The sequence below is a fragment of the Paenibacillus sp. 7523-1 genome, assembly GCF_002276415.1.
GTDB lineage: Bacteria > Bacillota > Bacilli > Paenibacillales > Paenibacillaceae > Paenibacillus > Paenibacillus illinoisensis_A.
This window is the reverse complement of the sequence record NZ_NPBR01000022.1, coordinates 1-26,919: the sequence shown is the minus strand read 5'-3', so window position 1 is coordinate 26,919 and position 26,919 is coordinate 1. Positions and strand designations below refer to the sequence as shown.

Here is a 26,919-nt window from a genome sequence, read left to right as displayed (position 1 = left end):
GTCCTCCATTATGCGTGTGTTGCCGCCTGTTCCGCATGTTTTGCAGCAGATTTAACCTGTTCATGTGCATGGTAGGAACTGCGTACCATCGGTCCGGATTCAACGTGGCTGAATCCACGTTTCAGTCCTTCCTGCTTCAATGCTGCGAACTCTTCTGGCGGATAATACTTCTCAACAAACAGATGTTTCTCGGATGGCTGCAGGTACTGACCAATCGTCATGATATCACAATCCACAGCACGCAGATCATCCATGGTTTGCAAAATTTCCTGGTATTCCTCACCTAAACCCAGCATGATGCTGGATTTGGTTGGAATGTTGGGCTGCATTTCTTTGGCACGAGCAAGCAATTCAAGTGAACGCTTGTATTTGGCCTTAGCTCTGACTTTGTCTGATAGCCGTTCTACCGTCTCAATGTTGTGATTAAGAATGTCAGGTTTGGCATCCATGACAATTTTCAGGGAATCCCGATCACCCAGGAAGTCTGGAATCAATACTTCTACACTACATAAAGGCAAGCGGCGTCGAACTGCCTTTACCGTCTCGGCAAAAATAGTCGCTCCGCCATCCTTCAAATCATCACGAGCGACGCTTGTAATAACACAGTGCTGCAGGTTCATTTGCTCCGCAGCTTCTGCGACGCGTTCTGGCTCCTGCAAATCAAGTTCCGTCGGCAAGCCGGTATTCACCGCGCAAAAGCGGCATGCCCGTGTGCAAATGTCGCCCAAAATCATAAAAGTAGCTGTTCGATTGGCCCAGCATTCATAAATATTCGGGCATCGTGCTTCCTCACATACTGTATGCAGCGTTTTCGAACGCATCATCGTTTTCATTTCCTGATAGTTATCGCCGGTTGTCAATTTAATCCGAATCCAGTCCGGTTTCGGTTCCTTAACACGTTTAGCCAATGCGTAAACCCTCTTTCTAATGAAGTTAGGCTGTTGCTCGGAACATATTATACCATGAAAGCGTTGGAAAAACCCCCATTTGTCACATCTTGTGCAATCCACCCTTACACGGATAAAATAAGGACTTTTGAAGAACGCTAGGTTATAGCTTGGTTTACCGGGCACGCCTGTGCATCATCTCAATGGAAAGGGGGCTGCTTCCCTGTGCAAAATCGCATCAAAATGCGCTTCACTCACTCTTTTTGGATTAAAACCCTACTTGCAGGCACATTGCTTCTCCCATTCTTGCCTGTTGATGTTCATGGTGAATCCTCCGCTGTGTCGTCCAAAACCGAACTTTCCGAAATGAAACCAGCGGAGATTTTAAAAGCACGCCGAAGTTTATATGAGAGCATTGAACAAATAACCGGCATTCCCTGGTTCAGACTCGCAGCCATCGACCAGTATGAACGAACTCTGACGCGTGCTCATCCCAAAGACCGCAAGCACGCGGAGCGACTAACCGGGATTTTCATGACATCTCCCGCCTGGAGAGGCTGGCTTAACCCGGATGAGACGGATCAACAGCCGGGCTCCATCGTTTTTTTTAATGGATACGGCCGGGATGGATCGGGAGATGGACTGGCGGATGCCAACAACGATCTGGATGTGCTGTACAGTATGGCGAACGCCATTCAGAGATTCGGAGCCCGTCAGGAGGACTTCAGCATTGCTCTGTGGGAGTATTATCATAATACTCGAGCTGTGCAGCGCATTCAGCAGTTTGCGAAATTATATGAGCATTTTGACAGCATCGATTTGTTTAGCCATGCATTTCCCGTTCCGCTCGGCACGAATTATTCCTATCGTAGCACATGGGGGACCAAACGCAGTTGGGGTGGTTATCGTATCCATGAGGGAACAGATATTTTCGCTCCCCACGGACTTCCCGTGCGCAGCACCTGTTACGGTGTCGTGGAGATCAAGGGCTGGAATCCCTTCGGCGGCTGGCGGATTGGTATCCGTGATTTGAATAACCACTATCACTACTACGCTCATCTATCCGGTTTTGATAAGAATGCCCATATTGGCGAGGTCGTTACCCCCGGTCAAGTTGTGGGCTGGGTCGGCAGCTCTGGTTATGGTAAACCAGGTACCCAGGGGAAATTCCCCCCCCATTTGCATTACGGAATCTACCGGGATACCGGACTGACGGAATGGTCGTTTGACCCTTATCCGCTTTTGAAGCATTGGGAACGGGAAGAACGTGAGCAGAAGAAGGCTAAGGCGAAAAGCAAATAAAGAAACGGGACCTCTTAGAAGAGGATCCCGTTTTTTTATTGATTGAACTTCTTTAGTTCGATTCAATTCAAATCACTTCAATGATTTACGTCTGTATCGAGCGGTAGACCACCATTTTCTCCTGTAAGATCAGGTTCAAGCTCCAGCTCATCTCCCTGCATATTACCGCCTGGTGTCTGCTGCTGGTTCTGACCGGAAGGGTTCGGTGTCACGCCAGTACCACCGGATACCCCGGCCTGGCCTGATGGTAATGCAATGGATGGCGCACTGCTGCCGTTACTGCCCACCGGCTTGCCCTGATTATCGTAGTAATACATGGGCACATCCCCGACCACGAGCAGGTAGGATATTGGTATTTCGGTATCTACCGTCTCTGGCTCCATATCAAAGGGAACCACCACGGCCACTTCGGCAATGATATGAATGTACACCTCGACCAGGATCATGTTGATCCCGGCATTCTGCTGCCTGGTGTTCAGATCGACCTTCACAGCCCCCTGTGGCTCGATACGAACGGGAATATTCGGGCCAAAGGATGCCAGGACCGGGCTACCCAGTGCCTGACCAAGGGGGATTTTCTCTTTTAACATATGCACGTTCTGTAACGTGGACTGCACAATATTCATCGTGCTTGCGGTAATACGCATATGCTCATCATAGTTCAGCATGAAACCGGACACTTTACCGGCAGTATCGGTTTTCCAGTCAATCAGCCCTTCGGTCGATTTGCCTTCCGCCACCTGGGCCGTTATGGCCTTGTTGATCGCTTCTGTAGCAATCTGCTTCACCCGTATTTTGGCCAAATGCATAATTGGAGGCTTCATTTTTTTATCCACATACGCAAAGCCCTGCATCAGGCAAAATACCGCTACCAGTAAAATAATCAGCCACATCTTGCGTTTGCCGCTTGGCGGCTTCCGTCGTCTTCGGCTCCGCCATCTTTTTCTCATCATCGGGTGTCCCCCTCTCCCTGCGGGATGAGCTCTAGGGTTATATGTTATCCTTATGCACCGTTGTCCCGAAAAAGAAGGACAGCACCCCGTGTAGCAAAACATCGCCCCATTTATTTGAACCATTGGAGGTGCACTCAGATAGCCTAGCCTTTTTTCTTCATAATAAAAAAAAGCCCTCACCTGCAGATTGCTCTGCAAGGTGAAGGCTTTGATTCATTTATGCCATATGCTTTATAACAAGGTATAAATCTTTCGCAACATTATTTAGGAACAGTTTCCCAGTCCTTCAGGAAGCGCTCGATGCCACTGTCTGTCAGTGGATGTTTCCACAAAGTCGGCAGGAGCGATCCAGGAATCGTCGCAATGTGCGCACCGGAAAGGGCAGCATCTTCAACATGTTTGATATTGCGGATGCTTGCAGCAATGATCTCGGACGGCATATCGTACGTATCCAGGATAAGACGCAGGTCACGAATCAGCTTCATGCCATCCACCGCAATATCATCCAGACGGCCAACGAACGGGCTGATGTAAGTCGCTCCGGCTTTCGCCGCCATCAGGCCTTGTGCTGCCGAGAAGATCAGCGTTACATTGGTCTTAATTCCTTTTTGCGTGAGCTCATGACAAGCATACAGCCCATCTTCGGTCATCGGTAGTTTAATGACTACATTCGGTGCCCATTCAGCAATTTCATAAGCTTCCTTCAACATATCTTCGGCTTTGAGACCGATGACTTCAGCACTGACCGGGCCTTTGACAACGCCACAGATCTCCTGAATCACTTCTTTAAATACTCGGCCTTCTTTGGCAATCAAAGACGGGTTGGTCGTGACTCCATCCACCAGACCAAGACGTTCAATCCGTTTGATTTCCTCAACATTCCCTGTATCCAAGAAAAATTTCATGATATGTTCCCTCCACTTGATGAATTTATAAACACGATGATATTCATTACCCGAATAACCTTATATGTTAACAGTTATATATTAACTTATTTTTTTTCTACAGCGTGGCCGCCAAATTCGTTACGCAGCGCTGCTACCACTTTTCCTGTGAATGTATCTGTCTCCAGGGAACGATAACGCATCAGCAAGGACAATGCGATAACTGGTGTAGCAGTTTGCAGGTCAAATGCTGTTTCCACAGTCCAGCGTCCTTCACCGGAAGAGTGCATTACACCTTTGATTTCATCGAGGTTCGCATCTTTGGAGAACGCACGCTCAGTCAGCTCCATCAGCCAAGAACGAATAACGGAACCGTTGTTCCATACGCGAGCCACTTTTTCGAAGTCGAAGTCGAAGTCGCTTTTCTCGAGTACGTCAAAACCTTCACCGATGGATGCCATCATACCGTACTCAATACCGTTGTGCACCATTTTGAGGAAGTGACCGCTGCCTGCTTTACCTGCATACAGATAACCGTTCTCTACTGCAGTGTCTTTGAATGCCGGCTCAACGATTGCCCAAGCTTCAGGGTCTCCACCGATCATGTAACAAGCACCGTTACGTGCGCCTTCCATACCACCGGAAGTACCTGCATCCATGTAGTGGATACCGGATGGTTTCAATTCCTCATAACGACGGATTGACTCTTTGTAGTGGGAGTTACCTGCTTCAATAATGATATCGCCTTTAGAGAGCAGCGGGCTTACTTCAGCCAGTACAGCATCAACCACATTGTGAGGAACCATGATCCACAGTACACGTGGAGATTCCAAAGACTCAACCATTTCTTTATAAGAAGAAACGCCTTGTGCTCCGTATTCTTTCATTTCGTTAACAGCTTCAGTGTTCAAGTCAAAAGCAACCACTTCATGTTTGTGGTCAATCAGGTTTCTGCCCAGGTTCAATCCCATTTTGCCCAATCCAATAAGTCCAAGTTTCATGATAAATCCTCCTGTTATGAACAATTATAAGTTTATCTATATCAAAAATTTTTACGGCCTTCCGGCCATTTGCCGGAAGGACTTATGCAAAATTGGAACGGTAAATTCAGTTAGCCTTAGATGTGCTTACCACCAACGGTAGCCATTCTCTGCAATCAGACGATCTGCGGAATCAGGTCCTTGCGATCCTGCGCTGTAGGTATCCAGCGGTACACTGCCATCTTGGAAGGCTTCCAGAATCGGTTGTACCCACTGCCATGCCAGCTCCACTTCGTTCCAGTGAGCGAAGAAGGTGGAATCTCCACGCATAGCGTCAAAGATCAGGTTTTCGTAAGCTTCCGGAATATTGCGTTTGCCTGAAGCAAATGTCATATTAATTGGCTCCACTTCACCATGGTTCAATGGGTTCTTCGCATTCAATTGAAGCGAGATGCTTTCCCCTGGACCAATTTCAATCGTCAGCAGGTTAGGCTCGGTCGTATTTTCAGATTCATGACCTGTTTTGAGCGGCGCCTTGAACTCAACTACGATGCGTGTGGATTTCTCTGCCAGGCGTTTACCTGTACGAATGTAGAAAGGAACCTCACTCCAGAATGGATCATCGATCCACAATCTCGCCGCTACATACGTATCGTTTTGGGAACCAGCCGGGATACCAGGCTCGTCCAGATAACCTACAACGGATTTCCCTTGCAGTTCGCCTGCGCCATATTGAGCACGTACCACTTCAGAAGCGATGTTTTCTTTGGTCAGTGGTCGAAGGGCTTCAGCAATCTTTTGCTTTTTAAACTGAATTTCTTGCGGAGTGCAGCGTTTTGGCAAATGCAGGGCAATCATCATCAGCAATTGAAGCATATGATTCTGGAACATGTCGCGAACGGCACCACTTTGGTCGTAATACGCAGCGCGTTCTTCAACACCAACAGTTTCACTAGCCGTGATTTGTACATTGGCAATGTAACGGTTGGACCACAATGCCTGAATGACCGGATTCGCATACGTCAGGGTTTCAATATTTTGAACCATCGGTTTGCCCAGGAAATGGTCAATGCGATAAATTTCTTCCTCTGCAAAGGTATTGCTGAGTTTCTCATTCAGTTCACGTGCAGATTGCAGATCGTGTCCGAATGGTTTTTCAATAATCAGTTTCTTCCAGCCTTTGGTGTTACCCAGACCGCTTTCCTGAATATTCAGTGCGATTGGCTCAAAGAATTCTGGCGCAACCGACATGTAGAACATGCGATTTTCCGGAATGCTCAGTTCCTGTTCACGCTGCTCGACAATTTTCAGCAATTTCGTGTAATCCTCAAGCTTCGTATTGTTCAGGGAACAATAACGGAAAGCTCCAATGAAATCACGTACCTGGGATTCTTCTTCAGGCGTTTGCCGTGAGAATTCATGCAGTGACTTTTCGACATTCGCCTGGAAGTCAGCATCCGACAATTCACGCCGTCCAAGACCGATAACGGAGAAGGATTTTGGCATTTTTTGATCAATGTACAAGTTATATAATGCAGGGTAAATCTTGCGTTTGGCTAAATCGCCTGTTGCCCCGAACAGGACAAATGTCATTGCGTCCATTGGAGTGCCTCCTGTGATCTGTGCAGTATAGTATATGATGGTGCAAAATGTTCAAATCCAAGCATGACAAAAGACGGAATAAGTGGGTGCGTGACCCGCCTTGCCTCCGTTTATATAACATACCCGAATTTAACCATGGAACATTCCTTCTCTCCACAACCTTAAACCAAGGTTATAAATTGTAACCATTTGAATTAACGTTACCCATATTACACCTGTCGTCACAATTCGTCAACAATCATGTCTAACGTGTGAACACCAGTGTTTACAGGGTTTTTATTTATTGTTAACGCTTTATGTGGTAAGATTATAAACAATTGGTATGTGATATTTTATACATAATGATTGTAGACATCCAGGTTACAATAAGTATACTAGTGCTATAATAAGCATAACTAATTCAAAGGAGTACTATTATGAGCGATGATGAGAATGCCAAGCAAATATGCGAAAAGGTGGAACAGTCTTATCAGATCATTGGCCGGAAGTGGGTTGCCCTCATTATTCATGCATTGATGGAAGAGCCCAAACGATTCAGTGAAATTCACGCTTATATCCCTGACTTGAGCAAACGCGTACTGAATGAACGAATGAAAGAACTGGAGGAAGAAGGTCTAGTCGTGCGCCATGTGGTTACAGAGCGACCAGTTCGGACAGAATATATGTTGTCCCGCAAAGGGACGGAGCTGGGAAGAGCATTAAGTGCCGTGGAGCGATGGGCGGATAAGTGGCTGTAATGCAATTACACAATTAGTTTCAACCACTCAATAACGTTCCCTTTGATTCCACAAATAGCGTTTCCTTTGTTTAAGTGGACAGTGGCAGGTAACCGGGGTATTTTGGATTAATTCTCTACAAAAGCACAGTAGATGTTGTAACAAAGTTACATCACGTGTCATTTAGGTTGTTCCAATAAGTAGGATCGAATAGTCCCAGGGAGTCTTGATAGTCTAACTATCGTCCATTTATATGATAAATTTGATGACATATATGAGTGAGATTCTGATCCAGCAAAAAAAGATGCCGCCTCACTTTTATCATGAGACATTGGCATCTTTTTGCTATTTAATCCTTTATTCATTTTGACTCCAACTGGGTCCCCAGCGTTATGCTCAGATCCTCGAAGTTCTCCACTGCTGTCTTCTTTTCGTAAAAGTGCACCGCATGCTGCATTATACCCTCACGTGTGTAGAACGCATCGCCTGCTTCCAGAGGAAAGGTAACTTTCTCCCCCGTACTCGCGGACTTATATATGCCTACAATCAGTTCAAGTGTATTCCGCCCACTCCGTCCATCCACCAGAAGTGGTGATCCGGTCTCAATGGCGTTTAACACATTCTCAACCTGACCCGCGTGACCAACGTGAATGACATCCGGCAATGTGTCTGCTTTCTGCTGTATCTGTTGCTCCAGTTCCGGATTTGGCTCCGGAAATCCGTTACTACGTGAAGTTGAGGCAACCACTTTCCACGGTGCAGATACCCGGGCCTCTTTTCCCTGAAAAATTAACTGCTGTTCCTCTCCGTGATGCACGACGGAACTCGTGATCATGCCAAGTGCCCCTCCAGGGAATCGGAGCATGGCCATCGATACATCTTCCACTTCCGCATTATCATGCGACGTGTTGGCCATCATGGCCTGCAGTTCCACGGGTGGACCCATCATCCAGAGCATGGCATCAATATGATGCACGGCATGGTTAAGCGTACAACCACCGCCTTCTTTTTCCCAAGTCCCACGCCACCAAAGATCATAATAGTTATGACCCCGCCACCAGAATGAATCCACCTGAACATGCACAATCGGGCCCATCAGCTTACTATCCAGTACGCCCTTAAGCTTCATCATCGGTGTAGTGAACCGATTCTGTGCCACGACCGACAGAAATTTTCCGCTCTGTTCGGCTGCTTTTAGCATCTGATCCGCTTCTTCCAGAGAGGAAGCCATCGGTTTTTCAACCAGCACGTTAGTACCTGCATGCAAAAAGTCACATGCAATGGGAGCATGTGTATACGGCGGAGTACAGATAGAGACCACATCAATATTCTGGCTCAGCAATTCTTTATAATCCGCTACTGCCTGTGCATTTTTCAGTCCATGTTCATTCATTCGTTTCTGTGCTTTTTCAGGGTACATATCGACCACAGCTACAATCTGACATCGATCGGGAAAGGCCAAATATGCTGAGATATGCGCTCCACTGATTGCACCAGCACCAATAATCGCTACTTTTAACATCTAAACATACCTCCCTTGTTCCTTTCACAATACACAATTATTAAGCGCTTTTATGCGTGTATCTTGTGTTAAAATAAAAGGATCTTGTGCTCATGTTGAGGGAGGAATAGGCATTGTCCATGTTAGACAAGGAGCAATTCGATCTGGCTTGCCGACGTACATCCACCACGACTTTTCGTGAAATATTTCATGCCCATTCCCAAATGGAAGTTACCTACATTCATGATGGATATGGTCAGTTAATTACGGAAGGCCAAGCTTTTCCGCTTAAACCAGGTACACTGATGATTTTCCGTCCTTTTCAGCTGCATCAGGTACAGATTCAGGTTACGGATGAGCATCCTTTTGTCCGTAGTGTACTTATGTATGATTTGGATGTGCTGAAGGAAACCTGGCGGCATTTTACGGCTACTCATCATTTTGTACAGGAGCTTCTGGGACAACCTTCACCTATTGCACCTTTCATTCTTCCTTCTTCTTCCATGCTGGTGCAATTCATGGAACAGTTCGCGCAGATTCATCTCAACGGACTTCATGGAGAAGGAGAAGAGGAGGCTGCCCAGCTCTTTTTACTGAACCTGCTCGTACAGATTCAATACATCTGGGAAGAAGACAAGCATGCCCTCTCCCAATCCGTGCGTCCAACCTTCAACAGTCTTCTTCATCCTCACGCTGAAGCTATCATGAAGTGGATTGAGGAACATTACCATGAACCCTTTCAACTCAAGGATCTCGCTGCAGAACTGCACATGTCTCTTTATCATCTGTCTCATGTATTCAAAAAGGCCACTGGAACGACCATTGTCGCCTATACTCAAGCTACACGTATTCGTCATGCTTGCGTACTACTTGCCCGCTATTCATACAGCGTCCCGGAAATCGGTCACCGTGTAGGCTTGTCCACGCCTTCCTACTTCTGCAAAGTATTCCGTTCCGTTACGGGTACAACTCCACATCAATATCGGCTGAACGCGCAAAGGAGAGCATGAATTCAGAATCCACATAACAAAGAAGCGAAGGGACATGCCCTTCGCCTTCACTCATTCATTTTCGGAACTATTGTATCCACATCATATTTGAATGTCAGATGAAGGTTACAAGCAGTGTTCAGATTCTTCCCACTATTCACTTTTGCTGGATTCCCTGATTTCAAGTCCGAGCTTCTCCAGATAGCTGTAGAGTTTCTCTCTGATCCAGTTCATTTTTCTGATTGGTCGATAACCTTTCTATTTCAAAAGAAAAAAGCTCATCCCTATCTCTCACAAAAGTAGGAATAAGCTTAATTTGTTTTTCTAAAATCCTTGTCCTATATCATACTTACTATTTACCGATCTATAAACTAAACCATCCGCTGTCTCATCGCTTCGAACATCAAAATCGTCGCCGCCATTGCGGCATTCAACGATTCTGCTTGTCCCTGCATCGGTATCGTAATTGCATCATCCACAAGCCTTGCCGTAGACTCGGATATCCCCTTGCCTTCATTGCCGATTACAAGCCAAACGGATTGAGTAAAATCATAGCTATAACATGAGTACTCTGCCTGCAAAGAGGTACTTACGAGCTTCACACCCGCTGCTTTCGCTTCCGGAAGCATAGATTCCAGCTGCCCTTCCACAATGGGCAAATGAAACAATGATCCCATCGTTGAACGAATCGTCTTCGGATTATACACGTCAGCAGAGCCTGCACCAAGCACCACACCGACGGCTCCAGCTGCGTCAGCACTGCGAATGATTGTCCCCACATTACCTGGGTCCTGCACCCCATCCAGCACCACAACAAGCCCACGCTCTTCAGAGAGCAGGCTTTCCAGCGGCTCACGACCTTTACGAACAATGGCAAAAACAGGCTGCGGTGTCATCGTATCCGTACATTTGGCAATCACAGCCGGCGATACGCTGATCCATTCTATACGTTGCAGTGGTCCTTCGAGGCCAGCCAGTTCAGTAGGTACTCCCTGCTCACCATCGTAAACGATGCATTCCAGATCAGCCTGTGCACGTAGCGCTTCCTGTACCAGGTGAATGCCTTCAATGATGTATTTATGCTGACGGGTACGGTGCTTTTTCTCCAGCAGCTGTGCCCATTCCTTCACACGTGAATTTTGCGGTGATACGATATCCATCTTTCCATCCTTCCCGTCTGCCGTTCAATTTACTCCGGGTGACTCCGAGAGATCACTTCGGATAGGCGAGCTCCATTTTCGTCAAATGGTCTTTGTGGCCCACAATGATCAACACATCCCCAGCTTCTATCCGATCCTCGGCATACGGAGAGATATTCATGGAATTCCCGCTGCGAATCGCCATGACGTTACAACCGAAGCGTGCACGAATGTTGAGCTCCAACAGGTTTTTGCCGATCATCTGCTCGGAGGCTCTCATCTCTAATATGCTGTAATCTTCAGACAGCTCAATGTAATCCAGTATGTTCGGAGAGGTCAAATGATGGGCTACACGCAGCCCCATATCCCGTTCAGGGTAAATGACCTTGTCTGCTCCAATCTTTTGCAGCACTTTACCATGCAGCTCATTCTGTGCCTTGACGATCAGAACCGGTACACCCATATCTTTCAAAATCAGGGTCGTCAAAATGCTCGCCTGAATATCTTCACCGATTGCCACAACGACAACGTCGAAATTTCGTATGCCCAGCGCTCGCAGCGCTTCTTCATCTGTTGAATCTGCCGATACAGCATGAGTCACCACATTGGACATTTCCTGGGTCCGCTGCTCGTCCGTATCAATTGCCAGTACGTCGAATCCCATACCGCTCAGCGCATTGGCCACACTTGATCCGAACCGCCCCATGCCAATTACGGCATATTGTTTCTTAGCCATTAGGGTCTTAACCTCCCGCTGCACTTCAGCTCTTGCGCATCCTTTCAGATGTCAATGCTTACTTAAATATCCTTCGTAGTATACCACAAAGCCGGATAAACTTGAATGCGCTCACGCTTCCCAGGGAACAGTATAGGAGCAGCCGAATATACGAGGAGGGAATTGCGATGCCAATTACATTAAGTCTGCGTGAAGCGATTGTTCATAAAGTTCATGACAAGAGTGATGATCAGCTCCGGGAGATGATTGAAGGTTCTGTCGATGGACCGGAAGCCGCATTGCCCGGACTTGGCGCCATTTTCGAAATGATCTGGAAGAACACTGATTCTGCGAAGCAGGATGAGTTGATTCAAGTCGCGCAGGAGCATCTGCACACCATCCCCGTTCAACCGCTTCGCTAATCGAGGTATTGAAAGGGATCGGTAACCATCATCACGTTTGTTCTGCCTGCAAAAGAAAGCTTTCCCTTATCCGGCTGGATCATACCTGCCATCTAAGTAGGGTGCAAAGCAACAGATCCCCCCGCCAGAAGGCGGAGGGATCTTTAACATTGCTGCATTACTGCCATTATTATAAAGGCTTCATATTAAGCTAAACTTATGGAGCAGTCTCAAGGAATTGAGCAGTCGGGTTTTTGTCTATTGCTGTTCTCATCGCATACTCATTCTCGAACAGGACAACGTAATTCCCCTTTTTATCCTTCACCAGGGCAGAGTTAATCCGGAATTTGCTCGGATCCAGATTCTCATCCACGATCCAGCGAGCAAACTGATAAGGCATGCGCTGCAACTGTACATCTACCCCATACTCGCCTTTCATCCGGTATTCGAATACCTCGAACTGGAGCTGACCTACAACACCAAGCAGTGTTTCATCGAAACTCACGGTGTTAAAGACCTGAATCGTTCCTTCTTCCGTCAACTGGTCGATACCCTTTTGGTACTGTTTATGTTTCAATGCATTTTTGACGGTTACTTTGGCAAAAATCTCTGGCGAGAAGGTTGGCATTTCATCAAATATAACCTCACTTCCCTGACTAAGCGAATCGCCAATCCGGAAAATACCCGGGTCAAATAATCCGATGATATCGCCAGCATATGCCTCTTCTACGATATCCCGGTCCTGAGCCAGGAATTGCTGTGGTTGGGACAGCTTAATCTCTTTCCCCACACGGTTATGCTTAACGCTCATCCCCCGTTGGAATTTACCAGACACGATCCGCAGGAACGCGATACGGTCACGGTGTGCCGGGTTCATGTTTGCCTGGATTTTGAATACATATCCGCTGAACTTCTCATTCGTCGGCTCGATCTCACCCGCGGTACTGTGACGCGGCTCAGGCTTAGGAGCCAGCTGCAGGAAGTTCTCCAGGAATGTCTGCACACCGAAGTTGTTGATGGCACTGCCGAAGAATACCGGTGTCAGCTCTCCACGTTGTACCTTCTCCATATCGAACTGATCTCCTGCTACATCCAGAAGCTCCAAATCCTGACACAGCTGGTCATGAAGATATTCTCCCGCCATCTCGCGGATAATCGGATCTTCGTAGCCGTCTACTTTTTGCACTTTAATTGTGGAGTGGTCGTCCCCTTGGAACAATTCCACCTGGTTTTTCATCCGGTCATACACGCCGCATAGATCGCGTCCTGTACCAATCGGCCAGTTCATCGGTACGGAGCGAATACCCAGTACGTTTTCGAGCTCTTCCATCAGATCAAACGGGCTTTGTCCTTCACGGTCCAGCTTGTTGATGAATGTGAAAATCGGAATGCCGCGCTTCGCACAAACCTGGAACAGCTTGATGGTTTGTGCCTCGACACCTTTGGCCACGTCAATCAACATGACTGCACTATCTGCAGCAGTCAGTGTACGATAGGTATCTTCACTGAAGTCCTGGTGACCCGGAGTATCCAGAATGTTTACACGATGACCCAGATAATCGAACTGCATGACGGAAGATGTAACCGAAATCCCCCGCTGTTTCTCAATTTCCATCCAGTCACTTGTAGCGTGCTTGCTTGCTTTCCGCGCTTTTACCGTACCGGCGAGACGAATCGCGCCCCCGAACAGCAACAGCTTCTCGGTCAATGTGGTTTTACCCGCATCCGGGTGAGAGATAATGGCAAACGTCCGGCGTTTGTCCACTTCCTGTTGAAGAATGTTATCTGCTTTGCTCATAGGTTCTATCCCTTTCGTCCGTTCATTCAACGTTAATTACCGGCCTGGCCGGTCTAATCTCAATCTTTTATGCAATCCGGCGATACCGGTTGATTGTTTCCTTCGATTTTTGCTCATTAGGTTTAATTTTACACATTTACAACGGAGTTCATCCTCCCTATTCCTGTGCTGCTTTAACAGACCGTTAACCTGCTTCTTACCCAACTCTCCTATTGTACCATAATCTTTACCGAAAATAACCGATTACCTGCAACGGATTCTTCACTTTTCCAATCGCAAAAAAAGAGCACCTTTCAGCCAATAGATTGGCATCCAGGTACTCCTAATTCACGTTCCTAGCTTACTTAGAAAATCAATGCATCCAGCGCGTATTGTCCTCCACCAGTCAGAGCCAATGCCACACCGATCACCAGGATCGCGAGATTATACTCAAAACCGTTTTGTGTAGACCAGTATCCATTCGCACCATGAACTTTCACAATCGCTATCACCATGGTCAGTGCAATCAGAATGCCACCTACTGGAGTCAGCAGACCCAGAGCCAGCAGCAAGCCGCCACCGAATTCCGCCAAACCTGCCAGCAGTGCAACGAGTGCGCCAGGCTTCATCCCCATGGACTCAAACCATCCGCCTGTACCCTTGATCCCATAACCCCCGAACCAACCAAACAATTTCTGTGCACCATGAGCCATAAACGACAAACCGATCACCAAACGAATCAACAAAAGTCCTACATCCAACATGTCCTTTTCCTCCATTCAAATAGTTGCAAAATAGTATTCTTAGATTAAAGATATTATGCTAAAATGTTCCTTCATGAATGTCCTCGTAACCCCTTCACCTGGTTTAAATTTCATCTCATGAATAATCTATAGGTTCGAAGAACTCCTTAGAACTCCTTCGTCCGTTTTTCTTTTTGCGTAATTTCTTTAACTCTTGAGTTGAGTATAAGTTATTCACTTACTTTTTGTCAACAACTTATTTTTATTTATTAATTTCCTTATTATTCTGTTCTCCCTCTACGCAAAAAAAAGCCCGGAAGAACGCGCACTCACGTCCTATCCAAGGCTTCTTTACACATGATTTACTGGATTAGTTGTTCACTTGCCAAATAACACTGTCTTCGTCCTGCCCATTCACCGGCCACCAGTGGAAACCATCCTGCTCCAGCAGCTTCCCTGTCGCTTCCGGTCCCCATGTACCTGCAGGATACGTATGCAGTTCTCCATGATTCCCCGCCCATGCGGAAGCAATACGGTCGACAAAAGACCATGCGGTCGCCACTTCATCCCAGCGGGTGAAGTACGTGGAATCCCCTTCTGCTGCATCATGCAGCAGACGCTCGTATGCTTCTGGCGAGTTGATTCCGATCATGCAGCTCTGACAGAAGTCCATTGCGAGCGGCTGAATTTCGGAGTCCGAGCCCGGTTTCTTGGCATTGATTTTAATATAGATGCCTTCCATCGGATTCACCCGAATGACGAGCAGATTCGGTTCCAGTTTATATTTTTTGCCCAAATATACATTGTTCGGCATGGACTTGAATTCAACCACGATCTCGGTCGTTTTCACCGGTAGACGCTTGCCTGTCCGAATGTAAAAAGGTACACCCGCCCAGCGGAAGTTATCCACGAATACACGTGCAGCAAAATAAGTCTCGGTATTCGACTCGGGATCAACCTTGTCCTCCTGACGATATCCCGGAAGCTGTTTGCCCCGGTACTCCCCTTCCGTATACTGTCCACGGACAACGTTATTGTTCACTTCTTCATCGGACGTAAATGGTCGCAAGGAACGCAGCACCTTGACCTTCTCATCCCGGATATCCTCGGGATATAGACGGCTTGGCGGCTCCATGGCAATCATCGTCAGCATCTGAAGCATATGATTCTGCCCCATATCCCGCAGGGCACCGGAATGATCGTAGTAACCACCACGTTCCTCCACACCAACGGTCTCACCAAGCGTGATTTGAACATTCGCAATATGTTTGTTATTCCAGAGTGGCTCAAAAAATGCATTACCAAAGCGAATCACTTCAATATTCTGCACCATTTCCTTGCCCAGATAATGGTCAATCCGATAGATTTCCTCTTCACGGAACACCTCACGGATCTGCTCATTCAACTGCTCAGCAGACTGCAGATCATACCCGAACGGTTTCTCAATGACAAGCCGGTTCCAGCCTCGGCTCTCCAGCATTCCGCCATCACGTAAACTATAAGAGACACTGCCGAACAGCTCTGGAGCCAGTGCCAGATAAAACAGCCGGTTGCCTGGCGTGTTAAACTTCGCTTCCAGGCCTTCTGTTTGATCCCGTAACTCTCTGAAGCCATCCACGTTATTAATATCAAGAGATTTATACTCAAAATGTTCGACAAACGCATTCCACTCATCAGGTTCACCTGCCGGATAACGGCAGAACTCCTTAATGGATTCATGAATGTCTTCCCGGAATTGTTCTGGTGTCCTCGGACGTCTGGCTACACCAATAACCGCAAAGTCTTCGGCTAGCTTGCCTTCGCGGTAAAGACTATAGATTGCCGGAAACAGCTTCCGGCGGGCCAAATCACCCGTTGCTCCAAAAATGAAAAATACTGCGCCTGGCGTCTGCACTTCATCTCGCATTTGTTTTTCGACCATGGGCTCCTCTTCCTTCCGGGAAGACTCTTTCTCTGCTCTTCCCGAGCTATGTAATGGTGTTATATATGCACAACATACAACCGACAATTACCAGTAGCTTCCTCTTGGATGTGATGCCATTTTAGCATATTGCCTGAAGGGTTGCACTAATTTTCCTGATAAAGGAGCCCCTTATTCCTCCAAACATTCTCTGAAAATTCATCTATAAATATTCATGATCAAGCCTATAAATTCACCTAATATCATTTCAATATTCTATAGTAATTACCGGAAATCCTAACGTAATACGATTGCTTCCCTTATCGTGGTCCTGATGCACAGCAATCTGCATGTTCAGAACATCCGAGCCACTCTGGATCGCAGTCGGCAGCTCAGGGACACGGTAGGACACGCTTGCTGTATTGTCATCCGTATAACGCTCAGCTGCATGCATACCCAACTGGCCAGACAGCTTAGCCTCTGTAACTTCTAGTTGATTGCTAACCGATGCATCGGTTGTTCCTGTCCCCTGAACTGCAAGGTTCCATGTCGCTTCCACCTCAGAATTTGCAAGCAGTTGATCTACCTGTTCATGCAAAAAAACAAGTTCGCTTAATTCAGTGGAACGATTCCCCGCCAACTGTACAATAACATAGTATCCGTTCTCTCCAGTCACGACGGCATTTACCAATATGCCTACACGACTTCCTTCAGCCTGAATCTCACTGCGATACACATCATGACCTGTCTGGCTTCCCAAAACCGGTCGCGGCAGTCCCAATTGCTCCGACAAACGTGCTGCTTGTTCCTCTGCACTCCCTGTCCCTTGTCCCTGCCATTTGATAATCATGCGTTCCACCTGATCCATCGCTGCGTTCGAAGTATGTATCAACTGTTCCAGCTTCTCGCCTTCTGACTCGCTTCTCTCTGCATACGCCGTCGTCATACCTATAACAATAATAAGTGCCAAAGCCACTATACCTGCAGACATCCAACGATTTAACATGGTTAACCTCCGCTCTCTCTTTCATTCTATGAATCTATCAACAGCATGCCCCCTTTCCCCATTTGCTAAACTTCTTAGGACATCACAAAAAAAGGCCTGTTCCACCATGTGCATGGTAGAGCAGACCTTTCTTTTGCCTATCTATGCTATTCAAATTCGTTAAGTACGTTTTCTTGCTCAATGAAGTTTGCTAAATAAAGTCGTTTTCAGTACAGTTCTTCTTACTCTGCTAGACCATTTTTATAGGCATAGATGGCTGCCTGTGTCCGGTCGTCCACACCAAGTTTGGCCAGGATATTCGTTACATGGAATTTGACTGTTTTGATCCCGATAATCAGATCATCGGCTATATCCTGATTGGACTTGCCCTTCGCGAGTAAACGGAGTACATCCATCTCCCGGTCAGTAAGCTCTTCATGAGCCGGGGCTGCTGCCTGTGGCTGCCGGAATCGATTCATCATTTTGGAGGCCACCTGCGATTCCAGAACCGATTGTCCACGTGCCGCAGCACGAATCGCATCTGCCACTTCATTGGCTCTTGATGTCTTTAACAGATAGCTGAAGGCGCCTGCCTCAATAACAGGATACATTTTTTCATCATCCAGGTAACTGGTTAGCACGATGACTTTGCATTCCGGATACATTTTGAGCAGCTGCCGTGTAGCCTCGATCCCGTCCATGCCTTCCATGACTAGATCCATCAGAACAACGTCGGGCTTATATTCCTGTGCGAGTCGAATGCCTTCCTCGCCACTTCCCGCTTCACCCACAACCTCGATCCCGTCCTCCGTATCGAGCACGGCCGCGAGGCCGATCCGTACCATTTCATGGTCATCCACGAGCAACACTTTGATCGACGTTTCCGTCTCCGTTTCTACTTCCGGTTCCATTGACATGTTCTTCCTCACTTTCATCGCTCATCAAAGGTATCGTTATCTCAATTCGTGTTCCCTTACCTGGTGCCGTTACAAATTGAATGGCTCCCCCGATCTCCGTAACACGTTCCCGCATGTTGGCCAGACCATAAGAAGCCTGCTTCTGGTCATCCAGATCGAAGCCCTGACCATCATCACGAATAAGTACACGAATCGCATCGGTCCGGCGCTGCAGCCGAATCTCCATTTTTTCTGCCTTAGCATGGCGCAATGTATTGGACATCGCTTCCTGAATAATACGGAACAGATGATTCTCAATGCCTTTGACCAAATCGATATCTTCATCCATCTCAAGGACAATGTCCATGGGTACTTTGGTTTTTAATTCCATGACAAGATCTTTCAGGCCCTGTTCCAAATGTTTGCCTTCCAGATACACCGGCCGCAAATGCAGAAGCAAAGCCCGCATCTCGGATTGGGCTACCGAAGCCATCTCCTCAATTAACGCCACCTGCCGCTGGGCACGTGCAAAGTCCTTTTCCATCTTTCGTCCAACCGCTGTGGCAGTCATCGAAATGGCAAACAACTGCTGGGAAACGGCATCATGCAGCTCTCGTGCCAATCGCTGCCGCTCTTCCACAATTGCCGTTATTCTGGCTTGCTCTGCAAGCTGTGCATTATTGGTCGATAATCGTTGCAGCGAGGTAACCTGATCTTCCCACTTCTTGCCGATCCGCCCGAGCTGTTCGCTTAAACGGCCTACATCGTCGATCCCCAGATCGGGTACGGTGCGCGATAGAGATCCCTTTTCCCATTGTAGAAGGGTTTCCCGCAGCAATTCAAGCCTGCGTTTGACCCGGTAACTCTGATAGAAGCCAAAAGCAGCTCCGATGCCTATCAGCAATAGAAGCAGCGCTAAGCCAGACTGAATCAGATGCCTCCATCCAGCAAACGGAGCAAGATAACCATATGTATACAGCACATATAAGATAACAGCGAGCACAATGAAAACAAGGAGGATCCCTTCACCCATACTTCGGGTTACCATGTCGGTATGTCGTTTTGTCTTCAACCGGGTCTCCTCCTTTTCTTCACTTATTGATTTATTACGGATTACGAATGCTTAGGTCGCCAACAATATAAGAAATAACAAATTTTGCTTTATGTTCACTGGTTTCATAACCAGGCGTTCTCCATATTAACTTGTTCATCATGCCACTGTCTTTTTCCCCATTCAGACTAATTCGTCCAAACATGACCGAAGCCTCAATCTCTACTCCGTAATCCTCAGGCAGTGTCAACCGAACATTTCCCATAACCCCTTGCAGCAATACAATGGTCTGTTTTTCTTCCGGAATGGAGAGAGACAGATCTGCATTAACTTCACCAATAGCGTGCCATAAGCTCATGCTTCGTAACGTCCAAGGCACCTGGTCCCAGTAATAACGGGCCAAAAAATTCTGTTTGCGCATGACATCGCCATGCAGATGCATCTTTTTGTTTTTGGAATAAAAATAGGCTAGTGAAGCCAGTACAATTAAAAATACAATCATCAGGTTCCCAAGCAGCAGAAGACATCCACCAATCGCCAAGTAGCGGTGACCTTTGTGCGCATCTCCTTTACGAACCTGGACCATTCCAATCGTTAACAGGATCAGTGCGGCAGCTGTCAGCAGATTAATATGCTGATTCAATAGCATGATTATACCGATAATAATAATCGCAAATGCAAGCCATTGTTCTTTTTTGTTCATCTCTGCCGCACCTCCTCTGCAAGTTGATTTTCCCTATTCGTTGGAAAAGCCATACCAGGCGATAATGACCTGTATGGCTTAACCTTTGTTCTACAAACCGTTCTTTATTCACGATTTATAGAATATCATATTGTCTGCTGAGCGAACAGTTATTCTTTAGAAGTGCCGTCTGTTTCATTTTTAGATCCGTTGCCCAGTTTGTTCTTCAGGGCTTGCAATTGTTGATCTACCTTGAATTGTTTTTCAACATCTACAGGATTGGTATACGTAGATTGTGTGTTCCGGTAAGGAGCACGGGATACGTCTGCTTCGGCTTCCAGCTGCATGATTTTCTCTTCCATACGATGGAATCCAAGCGATGCACTACCACTTTCGATCGAATGCAGGCTGTTGATGGAAGACATTTGCTTTTTGGCTTTCGCCATTTGGGCACGGGATACAAGCTCATTGCGTTTGTTACGCATTTTGTAGAACTCGTCTTTCATGTCATGAAGCTGTTGCAGCAGGTCTTTGGCTTGTGCTTCAGATTGTGCGTGCAGTTCACTGTACTCCGTAATTTTTTGATCAAAGTAGATTTTTTCTTCCAGCAATTTGCGAGCTACTTCTTCCTGACCATTAGCTAGCGCAGCTTCAGCTTGGGACTCGCGTTGGACCGAAGTACGCTCCGCTTCGTCCAGACGCTGCTTCATGCGACGCTCATTTGCCATTTGTTTGGCTACTGTTACTTCAGCCTCATGAATCTCGGCCTCCATGTCACGCAAGTACTGGTTCAACATTACAATCGGGTCTTCCACTTTATCCAACATATCATTTACCGACGCTTTAGTCATATCCTTAATCCGTTTAAATACTCCCATTTTACTTTTCTCCCTTCTCGTAACGAGATAATTTTTGGCGAAGCTCTTCAACTTCTTTTTTCAATGCTTTTTTCTCAATATCTTTCATCATGGAATCCAGTTCACTCTCTTGAGGTGCACCTGCTCCATAGCTGTTATTATCGTAAGAACGTGGGCCCGAATGCGGTCTGTTATTGTATCCTGGGCCGGGACCGAAGCCACCTTGACCTTGATTGTTGCCCCGGAAAGGGCCTCTGTTCGGGTCGTGATCATAGCTGTTGTATCCTCTGCCAGGGCCGGGACCAGGACCTGGACCGTAACCGTACGGGTCATAGGGTGGAAACGGTTCTTTCGGTACCACCAGGGCTGCGATAAAGTAGATTAACAACGCTGTGCCGCCTGTTACAAAGATACTGATGACGAAGATGATCCGCAGCAGCGTGGAGTCCATTCCAATGGATTCGGATATCCCGCCGATCAAACCTGTTAGCATCCGGTCACGCGTTGAGCGGTATAATTTGCTCATGTGCTTACTCCTTTCGTTTACTTATATCCTGTTACGGAATCATATCCGTATGGATCTGCAGGATAGGGTTCCTTCGGCACCACTAATGCAGCGATGAAGTAGATCAGCAATGATGTACCCCCCGTAGCGAAAATACTGATGAAGAAGATGAGACGCAGCAGCATCGAACTAAATCCAAGATTCTCAGAGATGCCGCCGATCAAACCTGTCAGCCTTCGGTTACGCGTCGAGCGGTATAATCTATTCATGTGACTACTCCTTCCTTTCATTATTCAGCTTCTGTTTCAGGCGCTCCAGCTCTTTATCCAAGGTAGAGGAGGACATGCTGCCTGCTGTTCCTGAACCATCCTGGCTCATGCGGCGAATGTCTCTCAGACTCTGTGCCTCATATTCAAGATCAGAGACTTGGTCGTCCAGGCGATTGAACATTCGAGGTACATTCTGATTTTTGTAGTGACCTCTTTGATTCATTCGTTGCTGCAACTGAATGGTTTGCATACGAGCGTAGTAGTATTGACGTTTGCTGTACACATTCTGATACTCCACTTTCAGTTGATCAATCTGTTCATCAAGTTCCTGTAATGCTGCTTTGCTCTGGGCATACAGTTCATTGTATTGTTCCATTTTTTCTTCATGGAGAATTTTCTCCTGCAGGGCCAGTTTTGCAAGATGCTCTTCTCCTGCTTTCAGAGCCATTGAAGCCTGCTCTTCCCGTTTGTGCACCATACTTGCTGCCTGGTCGGCTTGCTGCTTCATCTGTCTTGTATGGCTTGCATATTGATGACGAAGCTTTTCGGCTTCGCCAATGTCTTGGCGGGTCGAGACCAGAAACTGATCAATCAGTTTGACTGGATCCTGACTTTGCTCCAGATGTTCATTTAATGTAGCTACGGTAATATCCCGCATTCGACGAAATACACTCATTATGTTCTGTCCTCCTTTTCAAGATCGTGATAATTTAGTAGCGGCCACGACGACTACGATTGTTGCTGAGCATCGAGACACCGAAGATGATTAATCCGATGGCGATGATTGGTCCGATCAACCAAGCCAGTTTACCCATCAGTGACAGGATACCGATGATCAAGACGATCCAACCCAGCATCACATTTCCTCGTTTAACCCCGTAGTAACCAAGTGCAATCATTAGAATCGGAATCAGATACCCCATCAGGTGTCCAAGAAGCGGAGTTAACTTTCCGAAAAGGATGAGAGCTCCCAGCGCAATCAGGACAATCGCCCAACCATTTCCCTTATTCCATCTCATAATTTTTTCACCACCCTTTCGGTTTGTATTTTGATTTGTTTATTTGCTCGTTTGTGTTTGTTGTTTCTTGTTCAACCTTATGTCTTTATTCTAGGGGAAACGGGGACTTTTCAAAACAGACCGTGGACGGTTTTTCATCCTAGACTCAGGTCGGGGATGGTGTTGGACCTCCGTCTGTCCTTGCATCAGACCTCTGGCGTTATATAATGAGGCTGTAATTGGTTGCTCCAAATCCTCTTATCAGACTAGGGGACTTAACCTCATCGGAGCTTGCAAGCGCCATTGATATGATCTGCCCTTAAGCCTTATGTACGTTTGCAAAAGGATTTCGTTTCCCCCAAATGATGTGCGGTTGAATGAAAAGCTCTTCTTAACCCAAAATCTAAATACTTTTTTATCCATATAAACAAATTTATGTTGTTATTAATGTAAGCGTTTACTAAAATAGAAGAAGTATTGATCCTAATTCTTAAGTTAGGAGTGGGAGCTGTGCGGTCCATTAGTTATCTTCATAAAATGATCTTGTTTGGCATTCTGCTCAGTACCCTGCCTATTCTGCTGGCCGGAATAGCGGCAATTCTGTATTCCATGAATCAAACGGAGCTGCATCGCATGCAAACGAATAAACAACTTCTTTTACACATGCAGACGAGCGTCGAGCATAAGCTTAACACCATCAGTTATATGCTGGATCAGGCGACTCGCTCTCCTATTACACTTCAGTCCCTTTCAGCCACACTTCCCGGTACATTAACGACAGCAAACCAGCTTCAATCCGAATTTCAACATATGCGATCCTGGGAGCCCTTAATGGATATTACGCTAGTTAACGAAGCTCAGGATTGGCTGGTCGATCATGCGGGGTTATATCTTAACACGGACTTCCCTTTGGCTCTTCCCATGCGAGATTTGTTGTCCAAAACCCTGACCTCTGGCTGGCAGCTGATTCCATCATCTGTGTTTAAGCATAATGAACAGGATTTCCCGGCCGGATGTAACTATCATATCGTGCTCGGCAGATCCATCTCGCTTATGAATGCATCCGCTGACTCGGCTTTAATTGGCGGGATTCCTGCATGCTCATTGCATCATTCTATTGTATCTGAATCCGTAGACATGGATATGTCTGCTTCAGAGTTGATTATTGTGAACCGGGAACAGCGCATTCTTGTTCACCCCGATCCTATGTTTATTGGACAACCCGTATCGGCATTGAACATGGAAGATATTGAATCTAAAATGGACATGAGCGAATTGCTCTCTCCGAATACGTCTGCTGCTTCAAAGGAATACCGTGAAGTTCGAATTGCTGATACGGAATATTCATTAACCTTCGCTAAGACACCGTTAAAGGGATGGACTTATATTTTAATTACACCCATGAATGTCCTATCCCAAGAGTATGTTGAGATTGGACTGTATACCTTGTCTGTCGGCGTAATACTCCTTCTACTCTCCTTATTATTCGTATGGTTAGGTTCAAAGCGTTTGCATGTCCCTATACGTAATCTGCTATCACAGCTAGGAATCACTGACAGAGTTTTATCGAATCAGAAACTACAACAATCCTTTTTACCACCTCAGGATGAATTCGAGCAGATCAAGACCCATATTACTCAGCTGTCAGCTTCACGATCCCAGATGGAGTATAAATTAAATCAATACGTTTTGCAGACACGCACTCAGTATATGATAAGTATGCTGCAAGGTAAGTGCTTGCCCGGCATGCTGCACCAAAACTTGAGCGAACTAGGCTACAGAGATCATTGTATTCAGTGGCAACAAATGGCCGTATTGACCCTACAGATCGATTTGGCAAGTCAAATGAAATATGATCATCACGATCTCGATCTCCTGTTATTTGCCGTTCAGAATATAGTGGAGGAATCCATCGATAAGGATCGACAACTCCTTCCGCTTATTGTGGAACAGACTGTAGTAACCGTAATAGGTACAGTAGAAATGGACAACTCCGTGTTTTCAAAAGAACTTTACGAAATAACTGGGCTAATACACCATCGAGTGAGTGAAGTCTTAAATCTTCAGCTGAATATCCGCTTCAGTCAACCATACACTTCCTTTTCAGAAATACACCTGGCGTATATTGAAGCCATGAAGCTGTTGCAGCAGCAGACCATACCAGGAGCTAACGTCAAACAAAATGAGGATGAGTCAAATTGCTCTTCCTTGTGGACGATACCTTACCCTGAGTCCCTCGAATATCGTCTTATGCAATCCATTCAATCTGCAGATGAGGCAGAAGCTTCCGTACTATTACAACAGTTGCTCCAGCGTATGTACCATATGGAATGGACCAAGGAAGAATACCAGGTTGCTTTAACTCGATTATTAATGCATATATTACAAATAATGCAGGAGTCTGGTATACGACTTGCACAGATCTCTTCAGGACACAGCCCAATGATCAACGAAATGCTCGCTCTGCAAACGGCTACCGATATCGAACAATGGTTTATTTACCGTATCATTAGGCCAGTTATTGGCATTTTCAGAGAAAGGCAATATGCACAGCATCAGCAGATCTCGGAAAAAATGATTGCCATCATCCATCAGGAATACGATACCGATCTGACACTCGAAGAGTGTGCTTGTAGGCTCCATTATAATGCAAGCTATTTGAGTACTGTGTTCAGCAAAGAAACAGGCTACGCATTCAGTGAATATTTGTCACAGTATCGGTTCAAGATGGCCCGAAAGTGGTTGGATGAAACCGAGCTAACCATTAAGGATATTGCTGCTCGGCTTCGTTACAATAACCCGCAGAACTTTATCCGTTCGTTTCGAAAATGGGAGGGAATTACTCCAGGTCAGTACCGGGAACGTAGAGAAAAGCCTCTTCGCTCTTCCATGAAATAATTGTTTGTAATGACGAATGAAAAAGGAGCAGATGATCTGCTCCTTTTAATGATTCACGCATGGTTTAATTTCTTATTTTATCTCTTATTTTATTTCTTAGCTTCATTCTTACGAACAATCTTCATATTCTGTTGGTCCAGCTGAATTAGTATTTTTCCGAACCTGCCGCCACGTAGGAAGTTAACCACGCCATCTGGATAGGTACTTCGGATATAGTGCTCAGCCTTGTATACTGAGTCTGTGTCCGTAGGCAATCCATAGGTGTTTAACCATTCGTGTAAATGATCTACAACTTGCTGAACAGGCATCTCAATGGTGTTGACTTCATTTGTAATTAACGACGTATACGCGTAACCTTTCAAGAATAGCAGCTGTTGTATGTATCCCATATCTCCCGAACGGTAAGGCGGATTAACATGAAGTACCTCTTTTAACTCGTCTATTAACGTATGCACTCTCGGACCGGCCATGGCACTGATATAGACGTATTTACGGGCACTTTGAATTGCCTGTTCAACGGTTTCCCAATCAGACATTGCGGGGCACATGGAAGCAAAGGCAAAATCATATTTCTGTTCCCAGCCTTTCTCCTGAATCGATATTTCTTCAAACCGTTCAGGAACAATCTCGATTTTAGATGCTAATCTATTCGGGATTGTATCTTTCATCAAAGATAAAAGCAGTTCAGAAGGTTCGACTGCAGTGACAGTTGCCCCCTTTTCTGCAAAAGGAATTGTAAAAATGCCCGAAGCCGCACCAATGTCCAATATGGATAACTCACTAAAGTCTACACCTTGATTCTCAATCCAGCTCATGATGCGATCGGAACGCTGCTTACCTTCTTCTGTGAAAGATTGATGGTGATAGTCTCGTGCCCAGCGTTCAAATGCTTCTTCCGTTTCGAATGGCGCACTCTTTTTCTTATATCTTGGATTCCTCGGCCGCTGCTTCCACGCCTCTTCCCAGATCGATAGATCAAATAATAATTCTGAATAATTAACTGAATTGTTTTCCTCAGACACTTTTTGCTCAAGCATTACGTTTCACTCCGTTCTATGTAATAAAATCAAAAGTTCACCAGAAAGGATCTTCTCTTTTTAAACCAACAAAAGTATCTCAATACCGTGTAGCCAATATCACAATGGCTCATATCACAGATTTTATTTATCTACAATATATTTAATTCATTTAAACGTCAACCTCAATTATTGAACTAATTTCATCAATTGCGAAAACTAAAGTAATAAAAATAACCCTGTGAATTGTCTAAGCAATCCACAGGGTTATAC

At 46.1% G+C, this 26,919-nt stretch carries 26 protein-coding genes; 5 read left to right on the top strand and 21 right to left on the bottom strand.

Annotation, left to right across the window (positions count from 1 at the left end; all coding sequences use genetic code 11):
* Positions 1 to 8 precede the first annotated feature (8 nt).
* On the bottom strand, positions 9 to 908 hold the full coding sequence (lipA, locus tag CHH60_RS22315) for a lipoyl synthase (protein WP_095361224.1): 900 nt from the start codon (positions 906 to 908) through the stop codon (positions 9 to 11).
* Positions 909 to 1,130: 222 nt separating this feature from the next.
* On the opposite strand from lipA, the gene CHH60_RS22310 reads away from it, so the two are divergent.
* On the top strand, positions 1,131 to 2,189 hold the full coding sequence (locus tag CHH60_RS22310) for a M23 family metallopeptidase (protein ID WP_095361388.1): 1,059 nt from the start codon (positions 1,131 to 1,133) through the stop codon (positions 2,187 to 2,189).
* A 77-nt stretch (positions 2,190 to 2,266) separates the two neighbouring features.
* Here the strand turns inward: CHH60_RS22310 and yunB are convergent, their stop codons facing one another.
* The 4 genes from yunB to zwf (CHH60_RS22290) all read right to left on the bottom strand — a co-directional run bounded on the left by yunB (position 2,267) and on the right by zwf (CHH60_RS22290) (position 6,608).
* The gene (gene yunB / locus CHH60_RS22305; protein ID WP_255248048.1) at positions 2,267 to 3,142 is read right to left on the bottom strand and encodes a sporulation protein YunB; all 876 of its coding nucleotides are present in this window, start codon (positions 3,140 to 3,142) and stop codon (positions 2,267 to 2,269) included.
* Between the two features lie 260 nt (positions 3,143 to 3,402).
* Positions 3,403 to 4,047 (bottom strand): fructose-6-phosphate aldolase, encoded by a 645-nt coding sequence (gene fsa, locus CHH60_RS22300; protein WP_095361223.1) that lies wholly within the window; start codon positions 4,045 to 4,047, stop codon positions 3,403 to 3,405.
* An 86-nt stretch (positions 4,048 to 4,133) separates the two neighbouring features.
* Entirely contained in the window at positions 4,134 to 5,027 is an 894-nt protein-coding gene (gene gnd / locus CHH60_RS22295) for a phosphogluconate dehydrogenase (NAD(+)-dependent, decarboxylating) (RefSeq protein WP_095361222.1), read from the bottom strand.
* 126 nt (positions 5,028 to 5,153) lie between these two features.
* Positions 5,154 to 6,608 carry a glucose-6-phosphate dehydrogenase gene (zwf, locus tag CHH60_RS22290; RefSeq protein WP_095292195.1) on the bottom strand — a complete coding sequence of 485 codons (1,455 nt, stop codon included), beginning with the start codon at positions 6,606 to 6,608 and terminating at the stop codon, positions 5,154 to 5,156.
* A 416-nt stretch (positions 6,609 to 7,024) separates the two neighbouring features.
* Here zwf (CHH60_RS22290) and CHH60_RS22285 point away from each other — a divergent pair, with 416 nt between their 5' ends.
* Positions 7,025 to 7,345 (top strand): winged helix-turn-helix transcriptional regulator, encoded by a 321-nt coding sequence (locus CHH60_RS22285; protein ID WP_095292196.1) that lies wholly within the window; start codon positions 7,025 to 7,027, stop codon positions 7,343 to 7,345.
* Positions 7,346 to 7,685: 340 nt separating this feature from the next.
* Here CHH60_RS22285 and CHH60_RS22280 read toward each other — a convergent pair whose 3' ends face one another.
* Entirely contained in the window at positions 7,686 to 8,846 is a 1,161-nt protein-coding gene (locus tag CHH60_RS22280) for a Gfo/Idh/MocA family protein (RefSeq protein ID WP_095361221.1), read from the bottom strand.
* A gap of 119 nt (positions 8,847 to 8,965) precedes the next feature.
* Here CHH60_RS22280 and CHH60_RS22275 point away from each other — a divergent pair, with 119 nt between their 5' ends.
* Positions 8,966 to 9,835 (top strand): helix-turn-helix domain-containing protein, encoded by an 870-nt coding sequence (locus CHH60_RS22275; RefSeq protein WP_095361386.1) that lies wholly within the window; start codon positions 8,966 to 8,968, stop codon positions 9,833 to 9,835.
* A 350-nt stretch (positions 9,836 to 10,185) separates the two neighbouring features.
* On the opposite strand, the gene CHH60_RS22270 is transcribed toward CHH60_RS22275, so the two are convergent.
* Complete coding sequence (locus CHH60_RS22270; protein ID WP_095361220.1) at positions 10,186 to 10,974, bottom strand: TrmH family RNA methyltransferase; 789 nt, start codon at positions 10,972 to 10,974, stop codon at positions 10,186 to 10,188.
* Between the two features lie 52 nt (positions 10,975 to 11,026).
* Positions 11,027 to 11,689, bottom strand: coding sequence for a potassium channel family protein (locus CHH60_RS22265; RefSeq protein WP_095361219.1), 663 nt, complete (start codon positions 11,687 to 11,689; stop codon positions 11,027 to 11,029).
* A gap of 167 nt (positions 11,690 to 11,856) precedes the next feature.
* On the opposite strand from CHH60_RS22265, the gene sspI reads away from it, so the two are divergent.
* Positions 11,857 to 12,090, top strand: coding sequence for a small acid-soluble spore protein SspI (gene sspI / locus CHH60_RS22260; RefSeq protein WP_095292206.1), 234 nt, complete (start codon positions 11,857 to 11,859; stop codon positions 12,088 to 12,090).
* A 196-nt stretch (positions 12,091 to 12,286) separates the two neighbouring features.
* Here sspI and CHH60_RS22255 read toward each other — a convergent pair whose 3' ends face one another.
* The 12 genes from CHH60_RS22255 to CHH60_RS22200 form a co-directional block, all read right to left on the bottom strand.
* Positions 12,287 to 13,867, bottom strand: coding sequence for a peptide chain release factor 3 (locus CHH60_RS22255; RefSeq protein WP_095361218.1), 1,581 nt, complete (start codon positions 13,865 to 13,867; stop codon positions 12,287 to 12,289).
* Positions 13,868 to 14,211: 344 nt separating this feature from the next.
* Positions 14,212 to 14,610: a DoxX family protein gene (locus CHH60_RS22250; RefSeq protein ID WP_024634146.1), complete on the bottom strand. Its 399-nt coding sequence runs from the start codon at positions 14,608 to 14,610 to the stop codon at positions 14,212 to 14,214.
* 349 nt (positions 14,611 to 14,959) lie between these two features.
* Entirely contained in the window at positions 14,960 to 16,510 is a 1,551-nt protein-coding gene (gene zwf, locus CHH60_RS22245; protein WP_095361217.1) for a glucose-6-phosphate dehydrogenase, read from the bottom strand.
* Positions 16,511 to 16,757: 247 nt separating this feature from the next.
* Positions 16,758 to 17,495: a YwmB family TATA-box binding protein gene (locus CHH60_RS22240; protein WP_095361216.1), complete on the bottom strand. Its 738-nt coding sequence runs from the start codon at positions 17,493 to 17,495 to the stop codon at positions 16,758 to 16,760.
* Positions 17,496 to 17,716: 221 nt separating this feature from the next.
* A complete protein-coding gene (locus CHH60_RS22235) occupies positions 17,717 to 18,385 on the bottom strand; it encodes a response regulator transcription factor (RefSeq protein WP_095292211.1) in 669 nt (222 codons plus the stop codon).
* Complete coding sequence (locus CHH60_RS22230; RefSeq protein ID WP_095361215.1) at positions 18,327 to 19,442, bottom strand: sensor histidine kinase; 1,116 nt, start codon at positions 19,440 to 19,442, stop codon at positions 18,327 to 18,329. The genes CHH60_RS22235 and CHH60_RS22230 overlap by 59 nt, the downstream gene beginning before the upstream one ends.
* A 34-nt stretch (positions 19,443 to 19,476) precedes the next feature.
* Entirely contained in the window at positions 19,477 to 20,124 is a 648-nt protein-coding gene (gene liaF, locus CHH60_RS22225) for a cell wall-active antibiotics response protein LiaF (RefSeq protein ID WP_095292214.1), read from the bottom strand.
* Positions 20,125 to 20,273: 149 nt separating this feature from the next.
* Positions 20,274 to 20,981, bottom strand: a complete 708-nt coding sequence (locus CHH60_RS22220; protein ID WP_095361214.1) for a PspA/IM30 family protein — start codon at positions 20,979 to 20,981, stop codon at positions 20,274 to 20,276.
* A gap of 1 nt (position 20,982) precedes the next feature.
* The gene (locus CHH60_RS22215) at positions 20,983 to 21,486 is read right to left on the bottom strand and encodes a PspC domain-containing protein (RefSeq protein ID WP_095361213.1); all 504 of its coding nucleotides are present in this window, start codon (positions 21,484 to 21,486) and stop codon (positions 20,983 to 20,985) included.
* A gap of 17 nt (positions 21,487 to 21,503) precedes the next feature.
* On the bottom strand, positions 21,504 to 21,734 hold the full coding sequence (locus tag CHH60_RS22210) for a PspC domain-containing protein (protein ID WP_095292218.1): 231 nt from the start codon (positions 21,732 to 21,734) through the stop codon (positions 21,504 to 21,506).
* A 4-nt stretch (positions 21,735 to 21,738) separates the two neighbouring features.
* On the bottom strand, positions 21,739 to 22,410 hold the full coding sequence (locus CHH60_RS22205; RefSeq protein WP_095361212.1) for a PspA/IM30 family protein: 672 nt from the start codon (positions 22,408 to 22,410) through the stop codon (positions 21,739 to 21,741).
* A 34-nt stretch (positions 22,411 to 22,444) separates the two neighbouring features.
* Positions 22,445 to 22,753: a LiaF transmembrane domain-containing protein gene (locus CHH60_RS22200; protein ID WP_095292221.1), complete on the bottom strand. Its 309-nt coding sequence runs from the start codon at positions 22,751 to 22,753 to the stop codon at positions 22,445 to 22,447.
* Positions 22,754 to 23,242: 489 nt separating this feature from the next.
* Between CHH60_RS22200 and CHH60_RS22195 the strand changes: the two genes are divergently transcribed.
* The gene (locus CHH60_RS22195; RefSeq protein WP_095361211.1) at positions 23,243 to 25,630 is read left to right on the top strand and encodes a helix-turn-helix domain-containing protein; all 2,388 of its coding nucleotides are present in this window, start codon (positions 23,243 to 23,245) and stop codon (positions 25,628 to 25,630) included.
* Between the two features lie 89 nt (positions 25,631 to 25,719).
* Here the strand turns inward: CHH60_RS22195 and CHH60_RS22190 are convergent, their stop codons facing one another.
* Positions 25,720 to 26,667: a class I SAM-dependent methyltransferase gene (locus CHH60_RS22190; RefSeq protein ID WP_095361210.1), complete on the bottom strand. Its 948-nt coding sequence runs from the start codon at positions 26,665 to 26,667 to the stop codon at positions 25,720 to 25,722.
* Positions 26,668 to 26,919 lie beyond the last annotated feature (252 nt).

Bases quoted from the DNA above. Each gene is read 5' to 3' on its own strand.
- CHH60_RS22220 (WP_095361214.1), bottom strand. From the start codon at position 20,981: ATGGGAGTATTTAAACGGATTAAGGATATGACTAAAGCGTCGGTAAAT.
- CHH60_RS22270 (WP_095361220.1), bottom strand. From the start codon at position 10,974: ATGGATATCGTATCACCGCAAAATTCACGTGTGAAGGAATGGGCACAG.
- CHH60_RS22210 (WP_095292218.1), bottom strand. From the start codon at position 21,734: ATGAATAGATTATACCGCTCGACGCGTAACCGAAGGCTGACAGGTTTG.
- CHH60_RS22250 (WP_024634146.1), bottom strand. From the start codon at position 14,610: ATGTTGGATGTAGGACTTTTGTTGATTCGTTTGGTGATCGGTTTGTCG.
- zwf (WP_095292195.1), bottom strand. From the start codon at position 6,608: ATGGACGCAATGACATTTGTCCTGTTCGGGGCAACAGGCGATTTAGCC.
- gnd (WP_095361222.1), bottom strand. From the start codon at position 5,027: ATGAAACTTGGACTTATTGGATTGGGCAAAATGGGATTGAACCTGGGC.
- CHH60_RS22280 (WP_095361221.1), bottom strand. From the start codon at position 8,846: ATGTTAAAAGTAGCGATTATTGGTGCTGGTGCAATCAGTGGAGCGCAT.
- CHH60_RS22310 (WP_095361388.1), top strand. From the start codon at position 1,131: ATGCGCTTCACTCACTCTTTTTGGATTAAAACCCTACTTGCAGGCACA.
- CHH60_RS22235 (WP_095292211.1), bottom strand. From the start codon at position 18,385: ATGGAACCGGAAGTAGAAACGGAGACGGAAACGTCGATCAAAGTGTTG.
- CHH60_RS22275 (WP_095361386.1), top strand. From the start codon at position 8,966: ATGTTAGACAAGGAGCAATTCGATCTGGCTTGCCGACGTACATCCACC.
- sspI (WP_095292206.1), top strand. From the start codon at position 11,857: ATGCCAATTACATTAAGTCTGCGTGAAGCGATTGTTCATAAAGTTCAT.
- CHH60_RS22240 (WP_095361216.1), bottom strand. From the start codon at position 17,495: ATGTTAAATCGTTGGATGTCTGCAGGTATAGTGGCTTTGGCACTTATT.
- CHH60_RS22205 (WP_095361212.1), bottom strand. From the start codon at position 22,410: ATGAGTGTATTTCGTCGAATGCGGGATATTACCGTAGCTACATTAAAT.
- fsa (WP_095361223.1), bottom strand. From the start codon at position 4,047: ATGAAATTTTTCTTGGATACAGGGAATGTTGAGGAAATCAAACGGATT.
- zwf (WP_095361217.1), bottom strand. From the start codon at position 16,510: ATGGTCGAAAAACAAATGCGAGATGAAGTGCAGACGCCAGGCGCAGTA.
- CHH60_RS22215 (WP_095361213.1), bottom strand. From the start codon at position 21,486: ATGAGCAAATTATACCGCTCAACGCGTGACCGGATGCTAACAGGTTTG.
- yunB (WP_255248048.1), bottom strand. From the start codon at position 3,142: ATGATGAGAAAAAGATGGCGGAGCCGAAGACGACGGAAGCCGCCAAGC.
- CHH60_RS22265 (WP_095361219.1), bottom strand. From the start codon at position 11,689: ATGGCTAAGAAACAATATGCCGTAATTGGCATGGGGCGGTTCGGATCA.
- CHH60_RS22190 (WP_095361210.1), bottom strand. From the start codon at position 26,667: ATGCTTGAGCAAAAAGTGTCTGAGGAAAACAATTCAGTTAATTATTCA.
- CHH60_RS22200 (WP_095292221.1), bottom strand. From the start codon at position 22,753: ATGAGATGGAATAAGGGAAATGGTTGGGCGATTGTCCTGATTGCGCTG.
- liaF (WP_095292214.1), bottom strand. From the start codon at position 20,124: ATGAACAAAAAAGAACAATGGCTTGCATTTGCGATTATTATTATCGGT.
- CHH60_RS22255 (WP_095361218.1), bottom strand. From the start codon at position 13,867: ATGAGCAAAGCAGATAACATTCTTCAACAGGAAGTGGACAAACGCCGG.
- CHH60_RS22285 (WP_095292196.1), top strand. From the start codon at position 7,025: ATGAGCGATGATGAGAATGCCAAGCAAATATGCGAAAAGGTGGAACAG.